The organism is Acinetobacter sp. 1566109 (assembly GCF_000582255.1).
In the GTDB taxonomy this organism is placed as follows: Bacteria; Pseudomonadota; Gammaproteobacteria; order Pseudomonadales; family Moraxellaceae; genus Acinetobacter; species Acinetobacter nosocomialis.
The window spans coordinates 1-401 of sequence record NZ_JEYB01000239.1; the positions used below are offsets into that span (position 1 = coordinate 1).

Sequence of the window (401 nt, forward strand, 5' to 3'; positions counted from 1 at the left end):
CGAAACCTTTTCACGATTTGAAATTTGATCAAGGCTATAGTCTTTTAAACGCTTTCTCATCTTCATACCCCTATTAAAAGAGAATTTCATTTTAGCCTAAATTAAACAATTAAGTACGATAGTGAGGATCTTTTCTTGGAATAGCATTTTCTGAATCTATATCAAAGAAATCATAAATTTTAGTGGCTGTTACTGTGTTAAATAATTTTTTGTCCATATACACGATTGCTTTTTCTTTATTTGCGTCGAAAACTACCCTACCCCTTGGAATCTGTTCATATTCATAATGACGTAGTTCTGGGTATACACTTTGCATATTTTTCCAATAATCGACATGTGTATATGGACTATCAATTAAGCCTATTGAATCTGCATCATTTAAATTGAATGGATGAGCTATG

At 31.4% G+C, this 401-nt stretch carries 1 protein-coding gene; it reads right to left on the reverse strand.

The genetic code is table 11. The annotated features are described in order from the left end of the window. Nucleotides 1–109 precede the first annotated feature (109 nt). The gene (locus tag J582_RS0105660) at nt 110–400 is read right to left on the reverse strand and encodes a hypothetical protein (RefSeq protein ID WP_050674878.1); all 291 of its coding nucleotides are present in this window, start codon (nt 398–400) and stop codon (nt 110–112) included. Nucleotide 401: the final 1 nt, after the last annotated feature.